Origin of the sequence: Pseudomonas sp. dw_612 (assembly GCF_018449725.1) — a bacterium.
Lineage (GTDB): Bacteria > Pseudomonadota > Gammaproteobacteria > Pseudomonadales > Pseudomonadaceae > Aquipseudomonas.
The window spans coordinates 79,872-99,986 of sequence record NZ_JAAVVC010000009.1 but is presented as its reverse complement, the minus strand read 5'-3'; the positions used below and the strand labels follow the sequence as shown (position 1 = coordinate 99,986).

General features: G+C 57.4%; 18 protein-coding genes. 10 read left to right on the top strand and 8 right to left on the bottom strand.

Annotated features, from left to right (window positions below):
• The 5 genes from pstC to HB680_RS15930 all read left to right on the top strand — a co-directional run bounded on the left by pstC (nucleotide 1) and on the right by HB680_RS15930 (nucleotide 4,122).
• Nucleotides 1-966, top strand: coding sequence for a phosphate ABC transporter permease subunit PstC (gene pstC, locus HB680_RS15950; RefSeq protein ID WP_213939580.1), 966 nt, complete (start codon nucleotides 1-3; stop codon nucleotides 964-966).
• Nucleotides 966-1,859, top strand: a complete 894-nt coding sequence (gene pstA / locus HB680_RS15945; RefSeq protein WP_213939579.1) for a phosphate ABC transporter permease PstA — start codon at nucleotides 966-968, stop codon at nucleotides 1,857-1,859. The genes pstC and pstA overlap by 1 nt, the downstream gene beginning before the upstream one ends.
• 74 nt (nucleotides 1,860-1,933) lie before the next feature.
• Entirely contained in the window at nucleotides 1,934-2,695 is a 762-nt protein-coding gene (gene pstB / locus HB680_RS15940; RefSeq protein ID WP_218232072.1) for a phosphate ABC transporter ATP-binding protein PstB, read from the top strand.
• A gap of 93 nt (nucleotides 2,696-2,788) precedes the next feature.
• A complete protein-coding gene (locus tag HB680_RS15935; RefSeq protein WP_213939577.1) occupies nucleotides 2,789-3,487 on the top strand; it encodes a hypothetical protein in 699 nt (232 codons plus the stop codon).
• Nucleotides 3,488-3,564: 77 nt separating this feature from the next.
• Nucleotides 3,565-4,122: a hypothetical protein gene (locus tag HB680_RS15930; RefSeq protein WP_213939684.1), complete on the top strand. Its 558-nt coding sequence runs from the start codon at nucleotides 3,565-3,567 to the stop codon at nucleotides 4,120-4,122.
• Nucleotides 4,123-4,179: 57 nt separating this feature from the next.
• On the opposite strand, the gene HB680_RS15925 is transcribed toward HB680_RS15930, so the two are convergent.
• Entirely contained in the window at nucleotides 4,180-5,160 is a 981-nt protein-coding gene (locus HB680_RS15925; protein ID WP_213939576.1) for a 2-oxoglutarate and iron-dependent oxygenase domain-containing protein, read from the bottom strand.
• Nucleotides 5,161-5,430: 270 nt separating this feature from the next.
• Between HB680_RS15925 and HB680_RS15920 the strand changes: the two genes are divergently transcribed.
• Nucleotides 5,431-7,467, top strand: coding sequence for an NADH:flavin oxidoreductase (locus HB680_RS15920; RefSeq protein WP_213939575.1), 2,037 nt, complete (start codon nucleotides 5,431-5,433; stop codon nucleotides 7,465-7,467).
• Nucleotides 7,468-7,557: 90 nt separating this feature from the next.
• On the opposite strand, the gene HB680_RS15915 is transcribed toward HB680_RS15920, so the two are convergent.
• Nucleotides 7,558-8,334, bottom strand: coding sequence for a pyrroline-5-carboxylate reductase dimerization domain-containing protein (locus tag HB680_RS15915; RefSeq protein WP_213939574.1), 777 nt, complete (start codon nucleotides 8,332-8,334; stop codon nucleotides 7,558-7,560).
• A complete protein-coding gene (locus HB680_RS15910) occupies nucleotides 8,324-9,031 on the bottom strand; it encodes a TetR/AcrR family transcriptional regulator (protein WP_213939573.1) in 708 nt (235 codons plus the stop codon). The genes HB680_RS15915 and HB680_RS15910 overlap by 11 nt, the downstream gene beginning before the upstream one ends.
• Nucleotides 9,032-9,370: 339 nt before the next feature.
• Between HB680_RS15910 and HB680_RS15905 the strand changes: the two genes are divergently transcribed.
• Both HB680_RS15905 and HB680_RS15900 read left to right on the top strand, forming a co-directional pair.
• Nucleotides 9,371-10,138 carry an SDR family NAD(P)-dependent oxidoreductase gene (locus HB680_RS15905; RefSeq protein ID WP_213939572.1) on the top strand — a complete coding sequence of 256 codons (768 nt, stop codon included), beginning with the start codon at nucleotides 9,371-9,373 and terminating at the stop codon, nucleotides 10,136-10,138.
• Nucleotides 10,139-10,149: 11 nt separating this feature from the next.
• Nucleotides 10,150-10,905: an SDR family oxidoreductase gene (locus tag HB680_RS15900; protein ID WP_213939571.1), complete on the top strand. Its 756-nt coding sequence runs from the start codon at nucleotides 10,150-10,152 to the stop codon at nucleotides 10,903-10,905.
• 117 nt (nucleotides 10,906-11,022) lie between these two features.
• Here HB680_RS15900 and HB680_RS15895 read toward each other — a convergent pair whose 3' ends face one another.
• Genes HB680_RS15895 through HB680_RS15880 form a run of 4 tightly spaced genes read right to left on the bottom strand, consistent with a single transcriptional unit; the run spans nucleotide 11,023 to nucleotide 15,738 of the window.
• Complete coding sequence (locus HB680_RS15895) at nucleotides 11,023-11,940, bottom strand: DMT family transporter (protein WP_213939570.1); 918 nt, start codon at nucleotides 11,938-11,940, stop codon at nucleotides 11,023-11,025.
• Between the two features lie 33 nt (nucleotides 11,941-11,973).
• Entirely contained in the window at nucleotides 11,974-13,320 is a 1,347-nt protein-coding gene (locus HB680_RS15890; RefSeq protein ID WP_213939569.1) for an FAD-binding oxidoreductase, read from the bottom strand.
• The gene (locus HB680_RS15885; protein WP_213939568.1) at nucleotides 13,317-14,834 is read right to left on the bottom strand and encodes an aldehyde dehydrogenase; all 1,518 of its coding nucleotides are present in this window, start codon (nucleotides 14,832-14,834) and stop codon (nucleotides 13,317-13,319) included. The genes HB680_RS15890 and HB680_RS15885 overlap by 4 nt, the downstream gene beginning before the upstream one ends.
• Nucleotides 14,827-15,738, bottom strand: a complete 912-nt coding sequence (locus HB680_RS15880; protein ID WP_213939567.1) for a dihydrodipicolinate synthase family protein — start codon at nucleotides 15,736-15,738, stop codon at nucleotides 14,827-14,829. The genes HB680_RS15885 and HB680_RS15880 overlap by 8 nt, the downstream gene beginning before the upstream one ends.
• A gap of 636 nt (nucleotides 15,739-16,374) precedes the next feature.
• Here HB680_RS15880 and HB680_RS15875 point away from each other — a divergent pair.
• The gene (locus HB680_RS15875) at nucleotides 16,375-17,610 is read left to right on the top strand and encodes an SRPBCC family protein (RefSeq protein WP_213939683.1); all 1,236 of its coding nucleotides are present in this window, start codon (nucleotides 16,375-16,377) and stop codon (nucleotides 17,608-17,610) included.
• Between the two features lie 60 nt (nucleotides 17,611-17,670).
• On the opposite strand, the gene HB680_RS15870 is transcribed toward HB680_RS15875, so the two are convergent.
• Entirely contained in the window at nucleotides 17,671-18,624 is a 954-nt protein-coding gene (locus HB680_RS15870) for a LysR family transcriptional regulator (protein WP_213939566.1), read from the bottom strand.
• 447 nt (nucleotides 18,625-19,071) lie between these two features.
• Between HB680_RS15870 and HB680_RS15865 the strand changes: the two genes are divergently transcribed.
• The gene (locus tag HB680_RS15865) at nucleotides 19,072-20,109 is read left to right on the top strand and encodes a glycine betaine/L-proline ABC transporter ATP-binding protein (RefSeq protein ID WP_213939565.1); all 1,038 of its coding nucleotides are present in this window, start codon (nucleotides 19,072-19,074) and stop codon (nucleotides 20,107-20,109) included.
• Nucleotides 20,110-20,115 lie beyond the last annotated feature (6 nt).

The window sequence follows — 20,115 nt, the reverse complement described above, 5'->3', positions numbered from 1 at the left end:
ATGAACAAACCATTTGTCGTACCGGTTAATCCGGACTCTGCATGCCAACCCCCTTCTGCGAAGGATTTCCTGGTTGACCGCACCTTTCGCGCGCTGGCGCGCATCGGTGTGGTTCTCGTTCTGGCGCTGGTATTTGCCTTGGTGTTCGAGGTGGGACGCAAGGCACTTCCAGGCATGGAGAAGCACGGTCTGGACGTCCTTTTGGGTACCGTCTGGGATGTGAACCAAGGCAAGTACGGCATTCTGCCGGCCATTTGGGGCACGCTCTACAGCGCCCTGATCGCGTTGCTGATCGCAGGCTTTTTCGGCGTCAGCATGGCGATTTTCCTGACCCAGGATTTCCTGCCTGCCCAGCTTGCAGCCATTTTTCGCACCATTGTCGAATTGCTCGCGGCGATTCCCAGCGTCGTTTACGGCCTGTGGGGCATCTACGTGGTGATTCCGGCCATTCGGCCCCTCACGGATTGGTTAAACAGCGAGCTTGGCTGGATCCCCTTTTTCGGCACGACTTTGAGCGGACCGGGACTGTTACCCGCAGCCTTGGTGCTTGCCATCATGATCCTGCCGACGATTGCCGCCGTTTCTCAGGACGCCCTTACCGGCGTTCCGATGAAAACCAAGCAAGCTGCGTACGGCATGGGGACCACGCACTGGGAAGCGATTCTCAAGGTGATGGTGCCCTCCGCGGCCACCGGGATTTTCGGCTCACTGGTGCTGGGGCTGGGTCGGGCCTTGGGTGAAACCATGGCCCTGGCCATGCTGGTGGGCAACTCGAACAACATTTCCCTTTCTCTGTTTGCACCGGCCAATACACTGGCGGCTTTGCTAGCGCTGAATTTCCCGGAAGCGGGCCCGACCGAGATTGAGGTTTTGATGTATGCCGCACTGGTACTGATGTTTATCACGCTGCTGGTGAACATTATCGGTTCCATGATTATGGTCTATGCCCAACGTGGTACTAAATGATGACTGACCTCACTCCTTCCGCCGCCGCGTTGCCAAGTCTGCAGCGCAAATTCGAAGGCCGCGCCCTGCGCAGTCTGGTGCTGACTACGCTGGTCTGGGCTGGCGCCCTGCTGGCCAGCGTGCCCCTGATTTCCGTGCTCTACATGCTGATCACCCGTGGTGGTGCTCGCCTCAGCCTGGAGGTGTTCACCGAGCTGCCTCCGACCGGGTTCGAGACGGGCGGTGGTTTCGGCAACGCGATGGCGGGCACCTTTGTCATGGTCGGTATCGCGGCCGCGATCGCGGTGCCGGTCGGCATCATGGCGGCCATCTTTCTGGCTGAACTAGGGCCGGACAGCAAGCTGGCAAATGCCGCGCGCTTTGCCGCCAAGATGCTCACGGGCTTGCCATCCATTCTGGCCGGGGTGTTTGCCTACGCGCTGGTGGTGATGACCACCGGTACCTACTCGGCACCGGCGGGTGGCGTGGCACTGGCGGTACTGATGTTGCCCATCGTTGTACTTACCGCTGAAGAGTCGATGAGGATGGTGCCCAAGATCATGAAGGATGCCGCCTATGGCATGGGCTGCACCCGCTCGCAGGTGATCTGGAAAATCGTATTGCCTACCGGCATGCCGGCGATCCTGACGGGCGTAATGCTGGCGGTGGCACGGGCGGCCGGCGAAACCGCGCCATTGCTGTTTACCGCCCTGTTCAGCAACTACTGGATCTTCCACGACGGCAGCCTGGCGGTCATGAATCCGACCGCATCGCTGGCCGTACTGATTTACAACTTCTCTGGCATGCCGTTCGACAATCAGCTTGAGCTCGCATGGGCTGCGTCGCTGGTGTTGGTGATGATCGTGCTGATCGTGAATATCGTCAGCCGTATTTTCGGCAAGCCAAAGTTTTGAGAATGGGAGCAAATAGTGTGAACGTATTATCTGCGCAAAAAGTCGCCCCGCTCGAGGCCCAGGCACCTGTGGTCATGGACTGCAAACTGGACAAGATTTTCTACGGCAACTTCATGGCGGTACGTGACAGCCATGTGCCGATCGAAAAAAACAAGATCACCGGATTCATCGGCCCTTCCGGCTGTGGCAAGAGCACCGTGCTGCGCAGCCTCAATCGAATGAATGACCTGGTAAAAGGCTTTCGATTTGAAGGCCATGTGCATTTCCTCGGCCAGGACGTTTATGGCAAGGGCGTCGATCCAGTGGTCGTGCGTCGCTACATCGGGATGGTTTTCCAACAGCCGAACCCGTTCTCGATGAGCATTTTCGATAACGTTGCTTTTGGCCTGCGCCTCAATCGCTACCAAGGCGATCTGGGTGACCGCGTCAAGCACGCCCTGCAGGGTGCCGCGCTGTGGGATGAAGTCAAGGACAAGCTCAAGGTCAGCGGTCTGTCCCTCTCAGGGGGCCAGCAGCAACGACTCTGTATCGCCCGCGCCATCGCTACCGAACCGGAAGTGCTGTTGCTGGATGAGCCGTGCTCGGCACTCGACCCGATTGCCACCCGCCGTGTCGAGGAACTGATGGTCGAGCTGAAGAAGGATTACACCATCGCTCTGGTCACCCACAATATGCAGCAAGCGATCCGTGTCGCTGACACGACGGCATTTTTCTCGGTGGATATTTCCCAGGGCACGCGTACCGGCTATCTGGTTGAGATGGGCCCCACAGCCCAGATCTTCGACAATCCGCGCGAACAAATGACCAGCGACTACATCAGCGGCAAATTCAGCTGACCAACCACCCTCCGGTCCAGACCGAATGCAGCCAGGGGCCAACGGGCATTGGCGTGCATTCGGTTGTACCCCCCTCTTTCATCAGGATTGCCAATGTCTGCGAAGCGTCGTCTTGATTTGCCAGCGATCGAACGCGCACTGCGTGAGGTGCAAAGTCGTTTTGCCGAACTCAGCAGGCACTTCACCGAACAACGTGATCCCCTGACGGACGAAGTGCTGCAAAACGTGCTGGAGGGCTATGCCCTGATCGACGATTACGTCGCACGCGGGGTCGACCTGTTTGATCTTCAGCAGTTGAATCTGATGCTGGAAATCAATGCCACTGTCCTCTGCGGCCGAGACCCGGCGCGCCGGCTGGAATTCGCTCAACACCTGGCGGCCACCGAGCAACACTTCTTCAACAACGTGGAGGGGGGAATCAAGGACTTATACAACTGGTACTGCGCGTATCGCAGTGAGTCCGTCTGGAAGCGAGCGGCCGGTGTGTATGTTCGAATCCTCAGCAAACCGCAATTGTTCATTGAAGGTAATAACCGCAGCGGGTCGCTCATCGTCTCCTATCTGCTCATGCGCGCCGGGCATCCGCCGTTCGTGCTGACGCTGGACAACGCCGAGGGCTACTTCAACCCATCATCGGTCATCCGCAACTCCGCCAAACACGGCGTCAAGGCATTGTACGAATTGCCCAAGATCAAGAAAAAATATGCAGCTTTCCTGGAAGAAAAGGCCCCTGATCCAGAGGAGTTTTTTCTGAGCGATAAACCCATACCCGTCTACCTGGGAGGCATTTGATGAAAAGGTCTCCGACACTCGACAAATACCGGATTTGCGGCAGTCAGGCATGGCAAGCCATCAAGCGTCTTGTACCGATGCGCCTGTCCGGGCGTCCGCAAATACGTATCTCGTTTGATATTGATGACACGTTAGCCTGCCAGCGCCACCACTGCGCAACCGAGCACAGCAGGTTGCCGGTCTGTGTTCATCGCTGGTTGGGCGAACCGTTGCGCATGGGTACACGTTCGCTGACCCGGGAGCTGCGTCGCCAGGGTTGCAGCATCTGGGTCTACACCTCGTCCGGTCGGACACCGTCCTACATCAGGCGCTGGCTCTTGCTGTACGGTATCCACGTTGACGGTGTGGTCAACAGTGTTCGGCATAACCATGCCCTGACGGCGCATGGGCTTTCGAACTCCCCTTCGAAATTTCCACCGGCATTCGATATCGACTTGCATGTCGATGATTCAGAGGGTGTGCAGATTGAAGGCTATGACCACGGTTTTCGCGTTGTGGTCGTACATCCGAATGATGAGAACTGGGCGCAGAGCGTTTTAAAAGCAGTCGCTGAAGTCCAGGCACAGTTGGCCTGGCAGCAACCGCTCAGATACAAGGAGCTCGCGCAACAACGCGCAGAAGCTTTTTCCTCCTGAATGTCGAATCACCTCGTTCTACAACTTCACTGCAAACCCGCGACGGACACGGCCTCCCTACGCACCTTTCAAATGGGCATAGCTATCTACAAAACGCTTAAATTTATGTTGGCCGCACGTGTACGCGTCGTACTTCGCGGGCAATGCCTCACTCACACAAGTGGGCACCGGCTCGACAATCGCGTCGTAATCCAAATCAATAAAGAAAGGTATTGAATAACGCTCCAGGCCGCTCGTATTGATCACACGATGCATGGTCGAGGTGTAGCGATCGTTGGTGAGGGTCTGAACCAGATCACCAATATTGACGATAAACGTGCCTTCAACTGGTGGGGCGGTGACCCACTCCCCTGCTCGGTTCATGACTTGCAGACCGCCAACGGCGTCCTGGGACAGGACCGTCAGGAAACCATAGTCCGTGTGAGCCCCAATACCGATCTCCTCTTGGGTCACCCTGCCGATCTGCGGCGGATAACGCAAAATCCGCTGAATCGTGATGGGCTTGCGCTGACGCTGTTCAAAGTAGTCTTGCACCAAACCCAGGCTGAGCGCGATTCCGCCAATCAGCTTTCGTGCGAGGGCCAATACCGCGTGATGATAAGCCTCGGCCACCTGCTCGAATTGCGGCAGTGCAGACGGCATTTGATTCGGGCCAAAAAAGGGAGAAACCTCATCGTAATGGGCTCCACAATCAAAACACTCTTTGAAATCGCGGGTATTGGCCGGGTCGACGTTTTCCGCGTACATCGGAATGTAACCCCGTAGCGTCAGGCCGGAATTCACGATATTGAGTTTGTTCTTTTCTTCATACGAAAGTTTGAAAAAGCGTTTGGTGAAGGTGTACATCTCATCGATCAATTGCTGATCGATGCCATGATTTTTTATATAAAAGAACCCCACCTTCTCGCAGGCATCACCTATTTGACCGGCCACCTGCAGCGGATTTTCACCGTTGATGAGCGACGCTATATCGATGACGGGGATTTCAGTGAACGCGGTCTGTTTGCTCGCCAAACGAATATCAAATAACTCTGTCACTTTTGCTTTCCTCTGCAAAACATCAATAGGACAGAAGATTCAGAAAGCACAACGGCGCCCTCTTCATCTCACTGAGTCACATCTGAACCGTCACCTTTAAACACTCACTGTTCCATCCAGGTCTCAGTTTCGATTGGGCGGATGTTAATCCTGGATTTTTTGCCACGCAAGCAAAATGTACACCTGTGTCACCAATCGTTGACACAGGTGTACATTTATCCTAATTTCAAGTCACCGAGTCAGATAAAGCCCACTTTGGAGCGCACTGCGATGTCCAGTGATCCCTTGCTGCAACCCTATAAAATCAAGAACCTGACCCTTAGAAACCGGATCATGACCACCTCCCATGAACCGGCCTATCCTGTGGACGGCATGCCCAAGGATCTTTACCGCGCTTATCACGTGGAGCGCGCAAAAGCCGGAGTCGCCCTGACCATGACGGCCGGTTCCGCTGCCGTCTCAAGGGACAGCCCACCGGTGTTCAACAACGTGCTCGCCTACAAGGATGAAGTGGTCGGATGGTTGAAAGACCTGACCGATGAATGCCACGAACACGGTGCAGCGGTGATGATTCAACTGACGCACCTGGGCCGTCGCACCCGCTGGGACAAGGCCGACTGGTTACCCGTGGTGTCGCCTTCGCACCGCCGCGAGGCGTCGCACCGTTCCTTCCCGAAGAAAATGGAAGAATGGGACATCGAGCGGATCATCAAGGACTATGTGGACGCTGCGGAGCGCATGAAAGCGGCAGGTCTCGATGGCCTGGAGCTTCAGGCCTACGGGCATTTGATGGACCAGTTCTGGTCGCCGTTGACCAATGACCTCGACGGGCCTTACGGCGGCTCGCTGGAAAACCGCATGCGCTTTACCTTCGACGTCTTGCGTGGCATCCGCCAGCGGGTCGGCGAAGATTTCCTGCTGGGCGTTCGCTACACCGGTGATGAAGAGTTGCCTGGTGGCTTCACGGCCAGCGAGGGCATGCAGGTGTCTCACATGCTCAAGGACAGCGGGCTGGTCGACTTCCTGAACGTCGTGCGCGGTCATATTGATACGGATGCCGGCCTGACCGATGTGATCCCGATTCAGGGCATGCGCAACTCACCGCATCTCGACTTCGCGGGCGAGATCCGTTCGTCAACAGGCTTCCCGACCTTCCACGCGGCGAAGATTCCCGATGTGGCCACCGCGCGCTACGCGATCGCCTCGGGCAAAGTGGACATGGTGGGCATGACCCGCGCGCACATGACCGATCCGCACATCGTGCGCAAAATCATCGAGAAGCGCGAAGAAGACATTCGCCCCTGCGTGGGCGCCAACTACTGCCTGGATCGCATCTACCAGGGCGGCGCGGCCTATTGCATCCACAACGCAGCGACGGGGCGGGAAACCACCATGCCCCACGACATCCCCAAAGCCGCCATCAAGCGCAAGGTGCTGGTGGTCGGCAGCGGCCCGGCGGGGCTGGAAGCAGCGCGGGTCGCCGGTGAGCGCGGCCATGACGTGACGGTGCTCGAGGCGGCCGACCAACCCGGCGGGCAGATTCGTCTGACGGCGCTGAGCGAGCGGCGGCGTGAAATGATCAGCATCATTGATTGGCGCATGGCGCAATGCGAACGGCTGGGGGTGAAGTTTCACTTCAACACCTGGGCCGAAGCCGACACCGTGCAGGCCTTCGAGCCAGACGTGGTGATCGTTGCCACCGGCGGCCTGCCAGATACCGAGGTGCTCAGAGCAGGCAACGAACTCGTGGTTTCAACCTGGGACATCATTTCCGGCGACATCAAGCCCGGCCGCAACGTATTGATCTTCGACGATGCGGGGGATCATGCCGCCCTGCAGGCTGCCGAGGTCATCGCGCAAAGCGGTGCGACCGTGGAGATCGTCACGCCAGACCGCTCCTTTGCACCTGAAGTCATGGCCATGAACCTGGTGCCCTACATGCGCAGCCTGCAGGACCTGGCCGTCACCTTCACCGTCACCTACCGCGTCGATACGGTGGAAAAACGCGATGGCGGGTTCGTTGCAACTCTGGGCAGCGATTACGGCAAGGTCCACAAGCAACGCGTGGTCGATCAGGTGGTGGTCAACCACGGCACCCTTCCCCTCGACGACTTGTACTTCGACCTGCGTCCGCTCTCCAGCAATGGCGGCGCGGTGGAACAGCATGACCTGATCGCCGGCACGGCACAGAACATCGTCACGAATCCCGAGGGTCGCTTCCAGCTGTTCCGGATTGGCGACGCCGTGTCAGCTCGCAATACCCACGCCGCCATCTACGACGCTTTGCGCCTGGTGAAAGATCTTTGACTCCGCGCCTCCTTTCCGGGATGGAACGGAGGCTCGCGATTAAAAACAGAAGGCCCTTCAACGGGCCTTCAGTCCTCATTATTGCCCCGCCTACAAACCCCGCCGCGCCACTTCAGCGCCCGCCTGGATCGCCCGCCCGACGATGGACTCGATGTCTTGATCGGCCATCGACTGCAACGCGGCTGCCGTCACACCCCGGTAGGCCATCAACGATTCAATCATTTGCCGCGGATCGCGGTTGGCCAGCATCTGCCCGCCGCCCACCACCACGCCTTGTGCTGCACGCTGCGCGATGGCAAGAGGAATTCCCGCCGCCACCGCCTGATTAGTCAGCGCCATCTGCAACATTGCCGGGAACGCCGGCCCCGTCCCGGACAATGCACTGAGGTAATCAATACCGTCTTCGTCAGGCAGCTCGTCCGACGCACCGACGCACTCGAATAAACGCTGCACCCAATCACGGTCGCGTTCATCCAGGTTGACAGCGCTGTACCAGGGTGTGAACGATTGCCCGATTTCCACGGCCGCATTCGGCATGGCGCGCACGACGCCATCTGCACCGGTGGCCGCGCTGATGGCGGCCGCTGGAATGCCGGCCATCAAAGAAATTACCCGCTTGCCGCGAGCGTTGATCCGCAGTTCGCGAAACTGTTCTGGGCGCACGGACAGCACGACAATATCGCTGAGGTCCACCAACTGTTGGTTATCGGCCAGCAACCTCACGCCGGCCCCGAAGGTGCTGACACCGGAGCGGTTCGAGATCAACAACTGCTCAGGCCTGAGGAAACCGCGATCAAGGAGCGCCTCGGCAATCGCGCGCCCTAGCCAACCGGTGCCCCCGATGATGCCCAGGGTTTTATTCTCCATCGGCAGTGGCTTCCTCGAATGTTTCGACCAGGGGCACGAAAACGCCGGGCTCTTTTTCTGCGTAGCCGAACTTTCCATAAAAACGGTCCAGCTCGCGGCGCTTCGGCACCTTGCCGGTAAACACGCTCACGTACTGCGGAATCCGTCGAAATCGAATGACGATATCTTCACTGGTTTTCATGGAGATGTAGCCAATCTGCGTGAGGTAGATCGTCCTCGCCCGGACATCGGCGCCCTCCCCGTCGTAACCAAACCGGCGGAACATGGCGGCCAGGGCATTCATCCGCGCCTCATCGGCCAGCGCGATTTCAGCGCTGACCTCGGGCGATTGCAGCGCCCAGCTGCGCACGGCAAATTCAAATTGCGAGTCGAACAGCTCAGGGTTCACCCAGCATTCGAAGACGTTGAGAATCGCTTCGGAAATGCTTTCTGCGTAACTCTCACATTGGCTGACCATACCGCCGGTGTTCTTGTCCCGCCACCGCGCCAGGAGTGCCGCGAGCAGTTGCTCCCGATCTTCATAAAACCAATAGAAGCTGGTACGGGACAAATTCAAGCGTTTGGCCAGTGGCATCACCCGCACCGCATCCACCCCCGACTCTTTGAGCGCGTCGTAGGCGGCGTCCAGCCAACCATCGACGGAGCCGCGCCAGCCTGCGTCCTGCGCTTTGGTTTTCGCCCTGCCTGTCTGTGACATTCGGGTGCACCTTTTAGTCGGAATATTCCTCTGCACTGTACACCCCAGGATCTGTGGCGTACACGGCGTGTACACAGGCGTACATTTTCGAGACGCTCGCTCATTAATGCCAATGCGGATTTGTGGTGTTTGCTGCGCGCGCAAACAACAAACATAGCGGGCGGCTATTTGTTATCGATCATTACTTTCTACTTATAAAAACGCCCGCAAGAACTATCGAGCCAGAAAGATTCTGGATAACGGCAAGTTATCTTTGGCACGGTAAAAAAGTTGTTGGACGCTGCCATCCACTGAAACTAAATAATGACTGCGCCAATAAACTACGAGGCAGGTTGCCCGATGAAATTCAATAATAAAGTGGTGGTCATTACCGGCGCTGCCGGCGGTGTCGGACAGGCGCTGGCATTACTGTTCGCCCGGGAAGGCGCGAAGCTTGTCTTGTCTGATCTGGATGAAGCCGGTTGCACATCGATTTGCGCCAAAGTCCGAGACTTGGGTGCCGACGTGCACTACGTGGCCGGCGATTTACGCCGAAAAGAATATTGCGAAGCGATTGTCCAGACAGCCGTCGATGTTTTCTCGGGGATCGATATCGTATTGAACAATGCGGGCATCATTCCTCGCGGCACGATTGAGGAAACCACTGACGACATGTGGTTCGACGCCATGGGCGTCAACCTGAACGCGGTGTTCTTCATTTGCCGTGCCGCGATACCGCACATGAAAAATCGTCCGGGTGCCGCCATCGTCAACACTTCCTCCGTGTGGGGCATTTATCCGGGCCCCGCCCACGTGGCGTATTGCACGAGCAAAGGTGCGGTCGCGGCGCTGACCAAGAATCTGGGGCGCGACTGCGCCCCGCTGGGCATCCGGGTCAATGCCGTGTGCCCCCACGAAATCAACACGCCGATGATCCGCAGCGGCTTTGAGCGTCGCGGCCTGGACCCGGACAAGGCTGTGCAAGAGTTGAACAAGAGCGTGCCATTGGGCCGCATCGCCGAGCCGGAGGACATTGCGGATGTCATCGCATTCCTGGCGTCCGACGAGGCCAGGTACATCGCCGGTGAAACGGTAGAAGTCACGGGCGCCAAGCCGGTATCCGGCTAAGGAGAACAGCGATGCTCAAAGGTAAAAATGTCGTAGTGACCGGGGGCGGCAGAGGGATTGGTCGAGGGATCACCGAACGACTGCTTGAGGCGGGCGCGAGTGTCTTGATCGCTCAGCGCCAGGCGCTGGACGCCGACTTGCAGAATCACCCTAACGTCCATTTCATCGAGGCGGATCTCGCCTCGATGGAATCACCCAATCTGATCGCGCGGTTCGCTCAGGAGCAGTTGGGCGGAATTGATGTCTTGGTGAACAACGCCGGGTTCATGTTCGAGAAATCCATTGATGAGATGACCGAACAGGACTGGGATCGCATGATGGCGGTCAATCTGCGGGCACCGGCGTTCTTGTGCAAAGCATTGGTGCCGCAAATGCGTCAGCGCGGCGGTGGCAGCATCATCAACATCGGCTCGATCGAAGGGATCGGCGCCAATCCTGAACATGCCGCGTACTGTGCCTCCAAGGCCGGCATCCATGGGCTGACCCGTGCGTTGGCCATTGATCTGGGCCGGGATGGCATTCGCTGCAACGCCATTGCACCAGGCTGGATCAATTCCGAGCTGAGCGATGCCTACCTCGCCACTCAGGCTGATCCGCGTGCGGCGCGCCAGGCCCTCCTGCGCCTGCACCCGGTCGGGCGTACCGGGTTGCCGACGGATGTTGGCGGGACCGTCGTGTTCCTGGCCTGCGAATCGTCGGCCTTCATTACCGGACAGGTGTTGGTGGTGGATGGAGGGCGCACGGCGAAATTGCCACTGCCGTTTTGAGCGATCAGCCTGACTTGCGACGGAGGGAGTCACCTGCGCTCCTCCGCTGCAAGGTGTCGCGACAAGCCTGCATTGATTACGTGGAGGCTTTACTCTCGATCAGGATAAGTTGAATGTTCACGACCTCGCTTTAATCGCATACAGCCCCCCGACAATCACCAGCGTTGCGCCGACCAGCACCCAGGTATCCGGGCGCTCGGCAAAAACGATCACGCCAATTAATGTGGCGAACACCAGAAGCGCATAGTTGAACGGCTGCAGCGAAGAAGCGGTTGCGTATTTCAGTGCTTGAATAAAGAGAATCTGGGCAACTACGCCGGTCAACGACAGAATCCCCATCATGAGGCCCTGGGCCGGAGTCGGAGAAACCCAGGCGGGTAACCCCACAAATGTGACCGTCAGCGCTCCAACTCCTGCCATAAAGAGCATATTCGTCGCAAAGGAGTCGTGCTGGCTGATCCGCCGCGTCAGTACGTTGAACACCGCGAAAGCCAAAGCAGCCAGCAGAGGAATCAGCGCCGCGAGTTCAAAGACGCCGGCACCGGGTCGCAGGATAATCAGCGTCCCGGTAAACCCGATGGCGGCGGCAATCCAGCGCCGCACACCGATGAACTCCTCAAGCACGACCCCCGCCAATGCCAGCGCCATCAGCGGAAACACCGCATAAAGCGCGTGCATTTCGGCCAGGCCCAAATAGCGTAGCCCCACTGCGAACAGGACGGTTTCACCCACAGCCAACAACGCTCGAATGATTTGGAGCCAGGGGTGCCTACTGCGAAATGAGGTTTTGCCCCTGCCTTGGTAAACGGCATATCCGAGGGCGAAAATGACAAACACCCAATAACGCACCATGACCAATTGGGCAACCGGGAAGTCTTTGACAAGTACCTTGGTCAGTCCGTCCTGGCTCGCAAAGATCAGCATTGAAAGCAGGCACAAGAAGATTCCGAGTTGGGGCCTTACGGTTGCAAAACCAGCCGCAATGCTGGGCGAAGAATTTTTTGTCCCATCGCTATCCAATTGCACTTCGCTCATGCCCTCGTCCTTAATATTTCTGTACCTGCCCGACTAACCTTCTCGCCCGGCCAAAAACTCGTGCCAGCGAATCACCGAACTGACGCCCAGTTTCGTAATGATCCTGGGCGGAAGTCTGCTGGGTCCGGGTGCGTGACTGAAGCTTTCGAGAAATGCCGAACGCGAGCCCGATGCCAACTCCGCGACCATCACCCCGGCGAGGGTACTCTTGACAGTACCCAGTCCATTTTCGCAGCACGCCGAATACAGATTTTCCTCAATCTCGCCAAACGCAGCGGCGTTGTTTCGACTCAGACACAGCCGCCCGGCCCAACTGAACTCCAGTGCCGTGGATTTCAATTCGGGAAAGCGTGCATCCAGGGAATGTCGCTGTTCCTTGGCCACCGCAGCGACACGCTCCGGAGTGACCTGGATACTCGGGTCATAAGTGAATTTGGTGCGGATGACGATGCGCGAGAGGCCGTCTGAAGAAATCTTGCGCACGGTCGCGCCCATCGGATCGGCCGGCAACAAGGCCCACCTGGCTTTGCCCGGCACTGCTTGCCTGAAGGCATCATCACGGTAAGCCGCCGTCATGGACGCATAGGTAAAGACGTGCAGCAGGCGTCCTTGATAATGGCCAAAGTCTTCAATGTGGCCGTTCACCCCCAGGATGACCTTGGGTGCGTACACGGTCCCGTTAGGCGACCGCGCGCTCCAACCACTGCCTTGCCGGGTCAATTCAATAATCGGAGAGCGTTCGAACAGGGTGATTTTCCCTTCGAGCCCGGCGGCCAGGTCCCGGATGTATTGCGCCGGTTGAATCAACACGGCGCCGGGGGTGTAGATCCCGCCGTGGTAATAGGTCGATCCGGTAATTTCACCCATTTGCGCGGCATCCAACATTTCGAACTGCTCGCCAATGCGCTCAAGGGATTTGGCGTAATTGACGTTCAGCTTCAATCCGCGCTCAGTGGCGGCCGCGTTGATCTTTCCCGAGGGGTCGAAGGTGCCGGGTGACATGCCGTACTCGCGTGCGGCCTGCGCTGCGAAGTCGATTGCAAAGCGATTCTGCGAAATCTCCAACGCCGTCGCCGACTCACTGGCCACGGAGTATTCCCCGGACGACAAACTGTGCGGCACATCAATCATGAAGCCCGAGTTTCTGCCGGCTGGCCCCTTGGCGACTTCATGGGCATCCACCACCACAATGCTGTCGCCCGGGTGCAACTGTGACAGTCGGCGCGCAGCGGACAGGCCGGCAAAACCGGCACCGATAATCAGCCAGTCCGCCGTCACGTTTCCATCAAGCATGCGGACCGGCGCCGTGCGTGTGGAAATCGCCTCCCAACCCGAAACCCCAGTGTCTACCGGCAAGCGCTTGATGGTATGGGAGCTCATTTTTCGCTCTCTTCATCCGATCGATCAGAGACATCGATCCAGATCGTTTTGATTTCGGTGTACTGGTCGTGGGCAAAAATGGACTTGTCCCGACCACCGAAACCCGACTCGTTGTAGCCGCCGAAAGGCGTCGATGCGTCACCCTCACCAAAGCAGTTGACCGTGACGATGCCGGCGCGAATTTCCCGCGACAACTTGATCGCCCGGCGCAGGCTGCCGGTATACACCGAGGCTGCCAGGCCATACACCGTGTCATTCGCCAGGGCGATGGCTTCGGCCAGCGTATTGAACGTGGTGACCGACAGAATCGGGCCAAAAATCTCTTCCTTGAACAGCCGGTTGTCCGGGCTCACGCCGTCAATCACCGTCAGTTCGACAAACGCATCGTCTTTCGTCGCACCGCCGTAAACCACCTTCAACTTGCCAGCGGTGGCGTGCTCGAGATACGACTTCACTTTTGCGAAATGCTCGGGGCTGACCAGCGAGCCGACGCGGTTTTGCGGATCGAGTGGGTCGCCCATCTTCCATTCACGGATGTGGGCGCCCATGCGCTCAAGCAATTCGTCTTTAACCGATGCGTGGACGATCAGACGTGATGTCGCGGAGCAGTTTTCGCCCATGTTCCAGAACGCGCCGTTGACCACATGCTGGGCGACGAGGTCCAGGTCCTGCGCATCGTCCATCACCACGGCCGGATTTTTTCCGCCGCATTCAAGCACGATGCGTTTGAGGTTCGAATCAGCGGCGTAATGCAGGAAGCGGCGGCCGGTCGCGGTGGAACCGGTAAAGCTCACCATGTCGACGTCGTTGTGCAAACCAATCGGCTCACCGACCTCTTTGCCCGTGCCGGTGACGATGTTGAGTACGCCTGCGGGAACGCCGGCTTCAAACGCCAGTTGCGCCACACGCAACGTGGTCAGCGACGTTTGTTCGGCCGGTTTGACGATCACCGAACAGCCGGCAGCGAGTGCCGGGCCGATTTTCCAGGCCAGCATCAGCAGCGGAAAGTTCCAGGGCAATACGCAGCCCACCACACCGATCGGCTCCCGCACCACCAGGGTCAGTGCGTCGCTGCCGACGGGGGCGGTGTTGTCATAAATCTTGTCGATCAGTTCTGCGTGCCAGCGCAAGGTGTGGATCGTGTCCGGCACATCGACCAACTGACACTCACTCACCGGCTTGCCGCTATCGAGGCTCTCAAGCACGGCCAGTTCGTGCTGATGACTTTCGAGCAGGTTCGCGAACTTCAACAGAACCGCTTTGCGCTCACGGGGAGCAATCGAACGCCAGCGTCCATCCTCGAACGCCTCCTTGGCATTGGCGACGGCAAAGTCCACGTCCTCGGAGGAACAGGCCGCGACGTCAGCCAAAAACGCTCCCGTCGCCGGATTGTGCGTGGCGAAGGTCTTACCCGAGATTGCAGGCTTGAACGCGCCATTGATGAACGCGTTGGATGGCAACGAAATGTCTTTGGCCAGCGCGGCATAGTCGGCCTTGCTCAGAAGATCACCCATGGCTGGCTCCCGACGTAATGTTGGCGACGTTGCGTTTAAGTTCGGCGATGACTGATGCCAGGCTTTGCTGTTCTGCGGCTTCAAGCGGCTGCAGCGGCAAGCGCACGTCGCCTACTGTCAGCCCGGCAACTTCGCAGCCGTATTTGATCGACTGCACGAACTTGCCGCCGTCCAGCGCGTTCATCAGCGGCATCATCGCCGACATGATTTGCCGGCCTTTGACGAAGTCGTTTTCGATCACGCAGGCCTCGTAAAGCGCCACGTGTTCCCTGGGAAGGAAGTTGGAGCCGGCGCACACCCAGCTTCTGGCGCCCCAGGCAAAGAATTCCAACGCTTGATCGTCCCAGCCGCACGACAGGCCGATATTCGGAAACTCGCGAGCGAGTAGATGCACGCGCCCCATATCGCCGGAGCTTTCCTTGATGGCAATCACGTTTTTCGATTCGCTCACCCGGCGCAGGTATTGCTCGTCCATCGATACGCACATGCGACCGGGGTAGTTGTAAAGCATGATCGGCAGGTTGGCGGCGCGATCGATGGTCAGCGCGTGGATCGCGTTTTCCTGGGACGTTGGCAGCGCGTACGGCGGCGACGTGACGAGAATGGCGTCCGCCTTGATCGCTTTGGCATCCTTGGCGTATTGAACGGCATCTTCGGTGCGAATCGCCCCGGTACTGACGATCAGTTGCACCCGTGTGCCGATGACATCCTTGGCATAAGCGGCCAGCTCGGTACGCTCTTCTGAAGTCTGCGCATAATATTCGCCGGTCGACCCGCCGATAATAATGCCGTGGACCTTCGCCTCAATCAGCGACTCCAGAACTTGCGAATACACACTCCAGTCGATCTCGCCGTCTGGCTTATAGGGCGTTACTGCTGGCGTATAAATACCTTCGAATTTCAAGATAAATGCTCCGACTGTGAAGGGTGTGGAAGATCAACGCGTGTGTCAGCCCGAATACCTTGAGGCGTAATAAAACGCCCCGGGGTTTCACCGGACAGTTGCCAATGTTCAGGCACGAGAATAACGACGGCACTTACCGGTGCCCGGCAGTTCGAGATTGTTTACCGACTAGCGCGAATAACTGTTGAATCCAGACTGGCATGGGGCAAGAAGGTGGTCAATAGAGTGTATTTCTAGTGCTGGCGCCTTTTAACGGCGTAATCCACGAACAACGATAATTTTTATTATTTGATTTTCAATAGCTTACCGATAACGCACTGACGCCAAACGCTCAATTGATAACATTTGTTTATGCATTGATCAGCGTAAAAGTTTCTTGTTGGCACATGATTAGCGTCGTAGCCTTACAACAGCGATATTTTACCAACGAATCCGCGGCGAAGTTTTTACACGCTCGCCTCATTAGTTAGGATTCACTTGCCCGGGCTCGAATAAGGTGAAGTGCAAGTATTGTTCTAAATACCCACGTCTACCTTCTGGTCCGAGGACAACAAAACGAAATAAGTGACCCTTCAGCCTTATCACGCTGAGCAGGCTGAATGTATCGCCCCCTTGATATTTTGGAGTGTGTTGACCGTGAGCACTAAATCGGCCGTTTCAAATCTTGTTGCGCAGCGCAAACCTGACCACGCGCTGCCAGGTGCCCTTTACAGCGATCCAGACGTTTACCGGCAGGATCTGCAACAGATCTGGCACAAAAGCTGGATCTTCGCCGGGCACACCTTTGAGCTGGAGAAGCCGGGCCAATACCTGTCGCTGCAACTCGGCGATTACCCGGTCGCGGTCGTCCGTGGCGCCGATCTACAGATTCGCGCCTTCCACAACGCGTGTCGGCATCGCGGTTCCAAGGTGTGCCCGGAACCCAGCGGCAAAGTGGCGAAGCTCGTCTGCCCCTACCATAAGTGGACCTATGAACTGGATGGCAGGCTGCTGTTCGCCGGGAACATGGGCGACGATTTCGATAAGTCGCAGCTTGGCTTGAAACCCGTGCATTGCGAGGTCGTCGAGACCTACATCTATGTGTGCGTGGCTGACGTCGCGCCGGATTTTTCTTCGTTCAGGAAGTCCGTCACCCCTTTCGTTGCACCGCATAACCTGGACGACTGCAAAGTCGCGTTCGAGTCGAACATCATCGAAAAAGGCAACTGGAAACTGGTCTTCGAGAACAACCGCGAGTGCTATCACTGCGATTTCACGCATCCGGAATTGATGCATTCCTTCGTGGACAACCCCTCCGTGGGTGGCGCGGGGGGTGACGAAGATCTTGAACTCAAGGAGCATTGGGACCGCTGCGAAGCGGCAGGCCTGCCGAGCCGCCTGGTCATGGATGATAAGGGTCGCTTCCGCATGACGCGCATCCCGCTGTTTTCGGGCGCCGTCAGCTACACCATGGATGGCAAGCCTGCGGTCGCTGGCCGGTTGGACACCTCCGGCGAAGCCAATATCGGGGCGCTGCTTTATTTCAACTACCCGTCAACCTGGAACCACTTTCTGGGCGATCACGCGCTGAGCTTCCGCGTGCTGCCGATCGGGCCGAACGAGACGATGGTCACGACTAAATGGATTGTTAAAAAGACCGCGCAGGAAGGCGTCGACTACGACATCGATCGACTGACTAAAGTATGGCTCGCCACCAATGACCAGGACCGCATCCTGGTTGAAGGCGCGCAAGTCGGCGTCAACTCTCCGGCTTTCGAACCGGGCCCGTTATCGGTGGCCAGCGAAATTGGCGTGTGCCAGTTTGATGATTGGTACTGCGAAACGATGCTTGAACAACTCAATGACACGATCCCGTTAAGGTCTGTCGGCTAAGTGCATCATTGCCGGTGGTGAGCACCACCGGCCTCCCCTTCATGCCAATCTCTCATCGGCTCAGGGAAACTGGGCCAGAATCCAGTCCCGCAGCCGGCAACACGCGTCGTCATTGATCCGGTCTTCACGAAAGGTCAGGTAGTGCTGACTTTCATGCAGAACCACTTCTTCTTCGATCGGCCGAATCAGCGTGCCGTTTTCAATCAGGTTGGCCACCAGGTGATTCCATCCGAGGGCGACGCCCTGGTGGGTCAGCACCATGCTGATCACCAGGTTGTAGTCATTCGCGTTGAAAACATGCGGGCTGTCGTGGGGGCGTTTCTCGATATCCACATCGTGATAAGCCAGCCAGACGCCCCAATCCACGTGCTCCGCCACCTGGGATCTGCCGTAGGGGCTGAGGTTCAGCAACACCCCATCGCGCAATCCTTCCAGGCTGGAAAGTTCGGGATGCTCTTCTTTATATCGAGGGGTGCACACCGGGTAGATCACGTCATGAAACAACGGATAACTGCGGTAGCCATCCTGAATCCTGGCCATTTTGGTGATGAAGATGTCGGGCGTTACACCCGGCTCCATCGACAAAAAGTTTTGCGTGGTGACCAGATTGAGGTCGATGTCGGCGTTCTTGGTAAAGAACCCTGGCAACTTGGCGGCGAGCCACAGGGCTGAAAACGCCGGAGAACAGCAAAGCGTCAGCGTGCGCTTGCCTGCATTGTTGGTGCGAATGCGCTCCGCCGCCTGGGAAATGTTGACGAAGGATATCTGCGCCGCATCGAAAAATATGGTGCCGGCTTCCGTCAACTCAACGGCTCGCCCCACTCGCTTGAACAGGTCCACGCCCAGGTACGCCTCCAACTCCCGAATCTGCCGGCTGATCGCCGCTTGAGTAACGCACAGCGCTTCAGCCGCCCGGGTGAAGCTCTGATACTTGGCAGCGGCCACGAATGACTTCACGGCTTTCAGCGACGGCATTTTCAGCAGCGTCATATCTGGATCAATGTGCTTAACCATAACCTAGAGTATTGGATATCCGGTTCGGGGCCCTTCGAAGGCCGTGAGGGACGAGATCAGCGCGAAGAGTCCATCTGGAGCATAGGCTGGAGCGTAGCGCAAAGAGAGGGTCTAAGACAGGGCCAGCAGCCGTCGCCTTCGCAACTAGCGCTCTCGCCGTCGCAAATAGACCTGATTAAATGATTGATAACATCACGTTATTGATTGGCCAGAAGAAATGTTGTTAGACGTTGTCTCTATTAGGTAATAACTTGGCTCTCAAGGTTCTGCTTAATTCAGCACTGATAAAACAAGAATAATAAACATCCAATAATAAAGAGGATGGTCACAATGACTAACTCCCAATCTTTCTTCCCGCTTGACTGCCCTTACACGCACCGTCTTAACTGATCAAGACACGACTACCTAACTACTTGATCTTACGTCGTATTTGCAGCAGGAGGGGTTATGAGTCTTGGTGACGAGATACTCTCGGTAAACAACATTTACAAAGTCTTCGGCACTCAGCCGAAGCTCGCGATGGAGATGCTGGCTCGCGGTGCTGACAAGAATGAAATCTTCAGCAAAACCGGCCAGGTCGTTGGCGTGTTCAATGCCAGTTTCTCCGTAAAACGTGGAGAGATTTTCGTCATCATGGGCCTTTCCGGTTCCGGAAAGTCGACGATGGTGCGGTTGTTCAATCGACTGATCGAGCCCACCTCCGGCACCATCCATTTGAACGGACAGGAAATTACCGGTCTGTCGGACGCCGACCTGCTTAGTGTCCGCCGCAAAGACATGAGCATGGTGTTTCAGTCGTTCGCCCTGATGCCGCATATGAGCGTGATCGACAACGTTGCCTTCGGCCTGGAAATCTCCGGTGTCGAGGAGAACGAGCGTCGCAAACGCGCACTGGAGGCACTCAAACAAGTCGGGCTCGAGGGCCACGCTTACAGCTATCCGCACCAGCTGTCTGGCGGTATGCAACAGCGCGTCGGCCTGGCCCGGGCGCTGGCCAATGACCCTGCCATCCTGCTGATGGATGAAGCGTTCTCTGCACTCGACCCGTTGATTCGCAGCGAAATGCAAGGCGAACTGATTCGCCTGCAAGCAGAACAACATCGCACCATCATCTTTATCTCCCATGACATTGACGAGGCGATTCGCATCGGACATCGGATCGCGATCATGGAGGGTGGCCGGGTCGTACAGATCGGCACGCCCCAAGAGCTGCTGTGCAACCCGGCGAATGATTACGTCAGAGCATTCTTCAAAGGTTTCGATGCCTCGAAGATCCTCAAGGCTGGCGACGTGGCCAAAATCTGCGCAGAGCATCCGTACGCCGTGGATCAGACCACGCCGACGTTGCGCGACGACGTGCTGCTGCAGGATGTCTTTCACATTGTGGCCGACGCCGTTAATCCCGTGGCCGTGCTGGATCGCCAGGGTGTGTTCAAAGGCACGATTTCCAAGAGCCTTCTGCTCCAGACAATGAGCCGTCACTAGTCGTCT

Coding starts and splice junctions, on each gene's coding strand:
- pstC (WP_213939580.1), top strand. CDS start 1: ATGAACAAACCATTTGTCGTACCGGTTAATCCGGACTCTGCATGCCAA.
- pstA (WP_213939579.1), top strand. CDS start 966: ATGACTGACCTCACTCCTTCCGCCGCCGCGTTGCCAAGTCTGCAGCGC.
- pstB (WP_218232072.1), top strand. CDS start 1,934: ATGGACTGCAAACTGGACAAGATTTTCTACGGCAACTTCATGGCGGTA.
- HB680_RS15935 (WP_213939577.1), top strand. CDS start 2,789: ATGTCTGCGAAGCGTCGTCTTGATTTGCCAGCGATCGAACGCGCACTG.
- HB680_RS15930 (WP_213939684.1), top strand. CDS start 3,565: ATGCGCCTGTCCGGGCGTCCGCAAATACGTATCTCGTTTGATATTGAT.
- HB680_RS15920 (WP_213939575.1), top strand. CDS start 5,431: ATGTCCAGTGATCCCTTGCTGCAACCCTATAAAATCAAGAACCTGACC.
- HB680_RS15915 (WP_213939574.1), bottom strand. CDS start 8,334: ATGGAGAATAAAACCCTGGGCATCATCGGGGGCACCGGTTGGCTAGGG.
- HB680_RS15910 (WP_213939573.1), bottom strand. CDS start 9,031: ATGTCACAGACAGGCAGGGCGAAAACCAAAGCGCAGGACGCAGGCTGG.
- HB680_RS15905 (WP_213939572.1), top strand. CDS start 9,371: ATGAAATTCAATAATAAAGTGGTGGTCATTACCGGCGCTGCCGGCGGT.
- HB680_RS15900 (WP_213939571.1), top strand. CDS start 10,150: ATGCTCAAAGGTAAAAATGTCGTAGTGACCGGGGGCGGCAGAGGGATT.
- HB680_RS15895 (WP_213939570.1), bottom strand. CDS start 11,940: ATGAGCGAAGTGCAATTGGATAGCGATGGGACAAAAAATTCTTCGCCC.
- HB680_RS15890 (WP_213939569.1), bottom strand. CDS start 13,320: ATGAGCTCCCATACCATCAAGCGCTTGCCGGTAGACACTGGGGTTTCG.
- HB680_RS15885 (WP_213939568.1), bottom strand. CDS start 14,834: ATGGGTGATCTTCTGAGCAAGGCCGACTATGCCGCGCTGGCCAAAGAC.
- HB680_RS15870 (WP_213939566.1), bottom strand. CDS start 18,624: ATGGTTAAGCACATTGATCCAGATATGACGCTGCTGAAAATGCCGTCG.
- HB680_RS15865 (WP_213939565.1), top strand. CDS start 19,072: ATGAGTCTTGGTGACGAGATACTCTCGGTAAACAACATTTACAAAGTC.